This window comes from Haloferax sp. s1 (genome assembly GCF_058382125.1).
The window spans coordinates 1-6131 of the sequence record NZ_JBZRPK010000507.1 but is presented as its reverse complement, the minus strand read 5'-3'; the positions used below and the strand labels follow the sequence as shown (position 1 = coordinate 6131).

Below are 6131 nucleotides of genomic sequence, written 5' to 3'. Positions count from 1 at the left end.
TTTTTTTGCTGGGTGAAGCGTAACTCTAGTTTGCTTTCATTGGAGTTCGTCGGCTCACGCCGGTAACCTACCTTTTCAGCGGTTCTGTATGTGTATGAGCGGTTGTCGGCTGTGAACTCGGGGTACGGTCCGTCGTCGTACGTCGGCACGGACGTTGGCCAGCGCCTCGTACGCTCCGTCTCTTGGAACACGCGGGCGACCTTCTCGAACTGCTCCCACAGGCTGTAGTACTCGTGGTTGCCGTTCCACTCATCGGACGGCGTTTGGTTCCGGCCACTGAACGAGTTTCCGAACCACCGGATTATAATTACTAACGGCAGCATACGGATACGTACCGAACGTCCTGATGACCGACTCTGGCCAGCCGCCGTCACCCGACCGCCTGATTAACCTCGTTGCTGGTGAGGACCACGAGGAGGCAGTGGCGTGTCTAGACCGACTCAACGCGGCCGACGCCGACGCACGCAAGCGTGTCCTGCGGGCGCTTCGGGGCTTGGCCGAGGAGTGCCAGAGTTCTTTCGACGGACTCGCCGTTGCACTCGCGACGTTCCTAAACGACGATGAGCGGGCAGTCAGGCTGACGACCGCCAAGTTGTTCGTCACGCTAGCGCAGTCGGAGCCTGGTGTCGTCCTACCAGCCGTTGAATCACTCGCGGCTCGCCTCGCCGACAATGAAGAGTTCTACTACGTTCGAGCTCGCAGTGCCGAAACACTGGGATACGTCGCGCTCGAACACCCCAAGGAGGTCAGTGAGCCGGAGATACTGGCGGACCTCCGGGTCGGGCTGTCGTTCGATGAACCCGAAGTCAAGGAGAAACTGGCCAAGGCCATAGAGTACGTCGCACTGGGTAATCCGGACCGGCTCCGGCATCAGGTCACGTCACTGGCAGAGCATCTCGATGACGAGAGCGAACTCGTCCGGTATCACATCTGCACGGCTCTCGTGGTCATTGGCTGTGAGCACACGGAGCGGTTATCCGAGGCAGCGGATGCGCTCGGGAATCGGCTGACCGACGAGAGTCCATACGTTCAGGGGCGGACGGCGGAAGCGTTCGCTATGCTAGCGCGGTCGGACGTGGGGGTCGATACGGTCCCTGATCTCGACCGAATCGATTCGGTGGACGACGAAATGCCGTCATTCCTAGCCGACCGCGTGCGGTTCGCTCGACGAGTGTCCCAAGACTGTCACCACTCTGGAGCGGCTCCAGAAGGTCTCGGGACTGTCGAATCGATTCGTAGCGGGACAGCCGATATCGCCGGGGAGATTACAGCCCCTGACGGCGACAACGAGTGTCCACACTGTGGACTCGACTTGCCGGACGGCAGGCCACCGATGTGTCCGCGTTGTGGGGCCCCACAGTAGCCATCAGAATTTTGGCTTAAAAGTGAGAAGTTTCTTATATTATTAGGCGTGCCTAAAACGCATGGCAGACGACGCCACCGGGCACAAGACACCGACGCGGCGAGAGCACCGCCACGTCGTTAGGTATGTCCGCCGAGAAGGTCCGGCTCGCGCTGTCGGAGATGGCCGTCTTCGCGGTTGTGTGCATCTCTAAGACCAGGAACTGCTCGCCGCCGACAGCCTGTAGGCGAACCTCTGGGGGTACAGGCCGGGAGATAGACGACCTTCCCGGGAGTTCGGCGAGCAGGCGGATGACCCGAGAGAGTAGCCTGGGGACTGATTTAGGGTCGCCTAAACACCGGAGGTTTTTTAAATTTTTAGGGTTGCCTAAAACATATGGCAGACGACGCCACGGAACGCAAGGGACCAACACGGCGAGAGTACGTCAAGTATAGCGGCGCAGCCATCGGCGGTGGTCTCCTCGCCGGGTGTACTGGCGAGGGTAGCCAGTCGACGTCTACCGCCGACGAGGCCCCCACCGACACCGCGACAGCTACGGAGACAGCCACTCTTACGACCTACGAGGCGTGCATTGAGCCGGTCGGCTGTGTCGAATTCAACGAGGTCCCAGAGACCTATATCGTCAACAACGGGGAGTGGGCGGACATGGCGTTCGCGCTCGGGCAGCGCGATGGGTTCCTGACGGCGACGAACATGATCCCTGGGTTCATGTTCGACCCGTTCGGTCTTGACGTCCCGCCGGAGTCCGAGACCGCCACGCTATCGGCGACCAACTGGGATAAGGAGATCTTCTACGAGAATGACCCTGATGTCATTTTGATGGACCCCAACTATATGCACAAGACGGGCTGGGATGGGTCCTGGAGCGAATCGGATACCGAAGAGATCCGCGAGGAAGTCGCCCCGTTCTTCGGGAACAACTTCCTCCGGCGTCGCGAGTGGCACGACTACAAGCTATACTCGCTGTATGAGGCTTTCGAGCGGCTGGCTGACTGCTTCCAAGAGCGCGAGCGCTACGAAGCGCTGGTAGAGGTCCACCAGCAGGTCCAGAGCGAGATTCAGTCGCGGCTCCCAGCCCGAGGCGAGCGCCCGACGGTAGGGCTGCTCAACAGTGCTTCGAACCCCAGCAAGGGAACCTTCTACCCGATGCGAACTCAGACGGAGGGCGTCGAGACGAAGCCCTACCGCGACCTGGACGTGGGAAGCGCCTTCACCGCGGATCTCGTAGAAAACGGGAGAATCGACTACGAGCACCTCCTCGAGGTCGACCCCGAGATGCTGATTGTCCACTGGGGTATCGGCACGACTGGTGACGGGACCGGGTTCTCTCCGTCCGCGTTCCGCGAGCAATATGTCACGCCAATGGAAGAGCACGCGGTCGGGAGCCAGCTGACGGCCGTGCAAAACGGCGACGTGTACCCCGGTGCGTTCGGGTCGCAAGGTCCCTTGACCAACCTCCTCCAGACCGAGATGGTCGCCCAGCAGCTCTACCCCGACGAGTTCGGCACATTCGATCCCGAGTCGTTCCCGGAAGTTCCCGATACGAATCAACTGTTCGACCGACAGCGAGTGCGTTCGATAATCGACGGAGAGTTCTGACCATGACGGACGCGAACGGCGGCGATACGACTGACACACCGACACACAAAGAGTACGTGAAATACAGCGGTGCACTCGTCGGCGGCGGCCTGCTCACGGACTGTACCGGTGGCAGCGGCTCAACGGAGACGGCCGCGTCGACGGTGACGAGCGGAGACTGAGATGCCGGGCCGCGTACTTGATTGGGAAGCCTCGAAGTTGGGAGCAGCTGTAGCTGTCGTCAAGGATATTTTCGGGCGGAGCGCCACGGTGGACGAGACTCTGCTGACCGAACTCGGGTTCGAGGAACTGCAACGTCGTCACGAGACGCTCACAGCGTATCGCGCTCGGTGTGAGGACGTTGCAGACCAGCGCCAGTCGTTCCTTGACGGCGCGACGAACTACGGTGTAGGTGTCGGCATCAGCCACTGGAGTCTAGTCCCGTACATCTCCCAGGGCTTTCCGGTAGATTCCCCGAGGGGTTATCCGGTGTTGGCGACAGGCGCTCGGCTCGACGATACCTGTGTGGGTTGTCAGCAAGCAGTACGGCGACAGCTGGTCAGGAGAGTCTAACTCATGGACGATAGTCCCCGACACAAGCGCGCTCGACTGCGGGCATGGATGTATGCAGCGCCCTTCGAGCTCGATGAGACGCCCACTGACGAGGCACCAATCGGTGATTCGACTGCACCTAGCGACACAGACGACACAAAGAAATCTTCTGAGACACGATGAGTGGGGCACCACAGTATCTCCTGGCACTCTACATCGCACAACACCGGCGCGACCCGCCTATTCCGCTTGGTGTCGTCGCGGAGATGCTAGACAGGTCTCCAGCAGCATCGACAGAGATGTTCCAGCGACTCGCGGACGATGGGCTCGTGTCCTACGAGCCCTACGACGGTGTGACGCTGACTGAGTCAGGACGCAAGCACACCGCACAGTTGCACGAGACGTACGTGACCGTCTCGTGGTTTTTCCGGGGCGTGCTGGAACTCGATGACTACGAGACGGAGGCGATGGAACTGGCCGGGCTGGTCAGTCCGACGGTTGCGAAGCGGCTCGCAGCCACGCTCCCCTGTGACACCGAGGGAACGGCCACACCCGAATTCGATGAACCAGCGCCTACAGTCAACGAGGACGAGTCTTGCTAACGGGACGCCGTCTCTCAGTTCGAGCCACCTTGACAAAATCCCACGGCAAGAATGGCATGGATAAACTGTGCCTGCAGTGGAACACGCGAGGAATGAACGGGCGAGACCCTTCAGTGGTTCGACCTATGTACGAATAAGCGAACCCCGGGATACAATCTAGCTTTTAGGCAGTACGAAAAATTGCCAGCAAACAAGTAGGACGATATACAGAATGAGAGATTCAGGGATTAGAAATTCTGAGTAGAGCTATTTTAGGACCCCTTAAAACAACAGCTTTATGATAGTTAAGAGAATATGAATAGTTGCTATGAGCACAGAAGGACTTGAACGTCAGGCGCGTAACTATTTGAACAACAACGTCCCGCAAATCCAGCAACACGGTGGTAACTTCGAGGTTCGAGACATCAATGAGGAAGAAGGGACCGCGACCGTCGCGATCGGCGGTGCCTGTTCGGGCTGTGGCATCGCCCCGATGACGATGAAGGCCATCGAACGCCGACTCCCCGAGAGCGTCACTGGTCTCGAAGATGTCGAAGTCGTCCGCTCCGGCGGTCAGCGTACTGCGGTGATGCCCTCGAAGACTGATGAGATGGAGGACATGGACGAGTACGAAGACTACAACCCCCCATTCTAAGCGACCGTCCGGACGACGAGGCTTGACTCCGTCGCTCTCGTCCCGACATGCGACAGACTGACCAGTCCGGACGTGGTCAGAACCGACTCGGCGTCGCTCAGTCACTTGTACCGTGAACTCAAGGACCTCACGAACAGCGAGTGGTGTCTCAACGAGCAGGAACGCCACGACACGACCTCGCGCAGCTTGGAGATATCATCTAGATGTATGGTGTCAGCACCGTGAACCACTGCTTACTCCCGAGTTCATCGACTCACTCGAACACTACGGCTCGCTTTCGACGAGAACGGGTCCTCACCGGCGAGTTAACCAGACATCGCTGATGACGCGGTAGACACTGAGTTTGCGCAGGGAGCCCCACGTGAGTAACGATGCAAGCGCCCCCCATAATCAATTAAACCGACGAGCCCGACGAATTCCGATGTGCCGGTTCCTATGTGAGGTAGTTGGCGGTTGCCGTCCCGAAGATGAGAATCACGAGTCCGATGCCGGCGTACCCGAGTACGTGTTAGAAGTCGTCCCATCGGCACTGTCTACTTAGTGGTTTCTCAACCAGTGTTCGTCTGACGTACTCTGGGGGACTACGAACCGCGTTGGCGAAGAAATAGTTATGCAGGTTGTGACAACCGGTCTCGTTTCTCTTCCCGTTTCCCTAGATTTTGTTGAAGTTGCTACTGCGACGTGACAGTGTCGTTGCGTCTATGGTTGGTGTGGTATACGCTGGACTGATTCACGAATACTGTATACAAATTCTGTAAACATATTCAATATACGTTTTCAAATTATGATTTTATGTATCGAGAATTGGGTTTTTACTGACAATCTATATGTGAAGTCTCGACAGATATCCCGGTGTAATCCAAGACAGCCGTTCGCGCCGCTCAAGTATCGCTTCGGACTGGGCGACGACTTCGGCCGGATTGGCCAGCAAGTCCTGCAGTTTTTCAGAGAGAGGGTCGAACCCCATGGTCGCGCACGTCGTCGGTGTGCGAACCGATGAGGTCCTCACTGAGCGCGGGGTTCGAGATGAGCGCGTTCCGGTCGGTGTCTTCTACCAGAACTCCGCTCGGGAGGGTTCGTCTCCCCGCTCTCTGGTCGCGTCCTCTCGTCTCAATGGCAGTATCCGAATCTCGTAGTGCGACTCGCCTTCGGTATCGGAGAGTGTGATTTCAGCGCGCGTCGGTGAGTCTGGCTGCGGGTCGAACACGTCGGCAACGGGTGGGGATACCTCGCTGATCGGCCGACTGCGTAGGAAAGCGACCACCATGCAGTTGCGAGGACGAGAGCTGTAAGCGGGCGACCGCCCGGGCGGGCGCGGGTGTGCCATGCCAATTACGCCCCGAGGAGCGAGATACCAAACACAACGAGAAGGAAGAGCAGACATGGGAGGAAATGCTCGTTT

7 protein-coding genes and 1 pseudogene are annotated in these 6131 nt (G+C 58.5%); all 8 read left to right on the top strand.

The window, feature by feature from the left end; translation table 11 throughout:
- Positions 1-346 precede the first annotated feature (346 nt).
- The 8 genes and pseudogenes from QT222_RS08200 (at position 347) to QT222_RS08165 (ending at position 5865) form a co-directional block, all read left to right on the top strand.
- Positions 347-1363 carry a hypothetical protein gene (locus QT222_RS08200; RefSeq protein WP_491476879.1) on the top strand — a complete coding sequence of 339 codons (1017 nt, stop codon included), beginning with the start codon at positions 347-349 and terminating at the stop codon, positions 1361-1363.
- Between the two features lie 375 nt (positions 1364-1738).
- On the top strand, positions 1739-2962 hold the full coding sequence (locus tag QT222_RS08195) for an ABC transporter substrate-binding protein (RefSeq protein WP_491476878.1): 1224 nt from the start codon (positions 1739-1741) through the stop codon (positions 2960-2962).
- 2 nt (positions 2963-2964) lie between these two features.
- Complete coding sequence (locus QT222_RS08190; protein ID WP_004061020.1) at positions 2965-3123, top strand: hypothetical protein; 159 nt, start codon at positions 2965-2967, stop codon at positions 3121-3123.
- Position 3124: 1 nt separating this feature from the next.
- The gene (locus QT222_RS08185) at positions 3125-3514 is read left to right on the top strand and encodes a DUF7260 family protein (protein WP_491476877.1); all 390 of its coding nucleotides are present in this window, start codon (positions 3125-3127) and stop codon (positions 3512-3514) included.
- Between the two features lie 158 nt (positions 3515-3672).
- Positions 3673-4095 (top strand): metal-dependent transcriptional regulator, encoded by a 423-nt coding sequence (locus QT222_RS08180; RefSeq protein WP_014732753.1) that lies wholly within the window; start codon positions 3673-3675, stop codon positions 4093-4095.
- A 307-nt stretch (positions 4096-4402) separates the two neighbouring features.
- Positions 4403-4729, top strand: a complete 327-nt coding sequence (locus QT222_RS08175; protein WP_004061023.1) for a NifU family protein — start codon at positions 4403-4405, stop codon at positions 4727-4729.
- A gap of 84 nt (positions 4730-4813) precedes the next feature.
- Positions 4814-5035, top strand: a pseudogene (locus QT222_RS08170) (exonuclease V subunit beta); the annotation flags it as partial.
- A gap of 659 nt (positions 5036-5694) precedes the next feature.
- A complete protein-coding gene (locus QT222_RS08165; RefSeq protein ID WP_169330963.1) occupies positions 5695-5865 on the top strand; it encodes a hypothetical protein in 171 nt (56 codons plus the stop codon).
- The last annotated feature ends 266 nt before the right edge of the window (positions 5866-6131 follow it).

What these genes read in the sequence shown, in the direction of transcription:
- QT222_RS08200 (WP_491476879.1), top strand. Translation starts at nt 347, where the DNA reads ATGACCGACTCTGGCCAGCCGCCGTCACCCGACCGCCTGATTAACCTC.
- QT222_RS08190 (WP_004061020.1), top strand. Translation starts at nt 2,965, where the DNA reads ATGACGGACGCGAACGGCGGCGATACGACTGACACACCGACACACAAA.
- QT222_RS08185 (WP_491476877.1), top strand. Translation starts at nt 3,125, where the DNA reads ATGCCGGGCCGCGTACTTGATTGGGAAGCCTCGAAGTTGGGAGCAGCT.
- QT222_RS08195 (WP_491476878.1), top strand. Translation starts at nt 1,739, where the DNA reads ATGGCAGACGACGCCACGGAACGCAAGGGACCAACACGGCGAGAGTAC.
- QT222_RS08175 (WP_004061023.1), top strand. Translation starts at nt 4,403, where the DNA reads ATGAGCACAGAAGGACTTGAACGTCAGGCGCGTAACTATTTGAACAAC.
- QT222_RS08165 (WP_169330963.1), top strand. Translation starts at nt 5,695, where the DNA reads ATGGTCGCGCACGTCGTCGGTGTGCGAACCGATGAGGTCCTCACTGAG.
- QT222_RS08180 (WP_014732753.1), top strand. Translation starts at nt 3,673, where the DNA reads ATGAGTGGGGCACCACAGTATCTCCTGGCACTCTACATCGCACAACAC.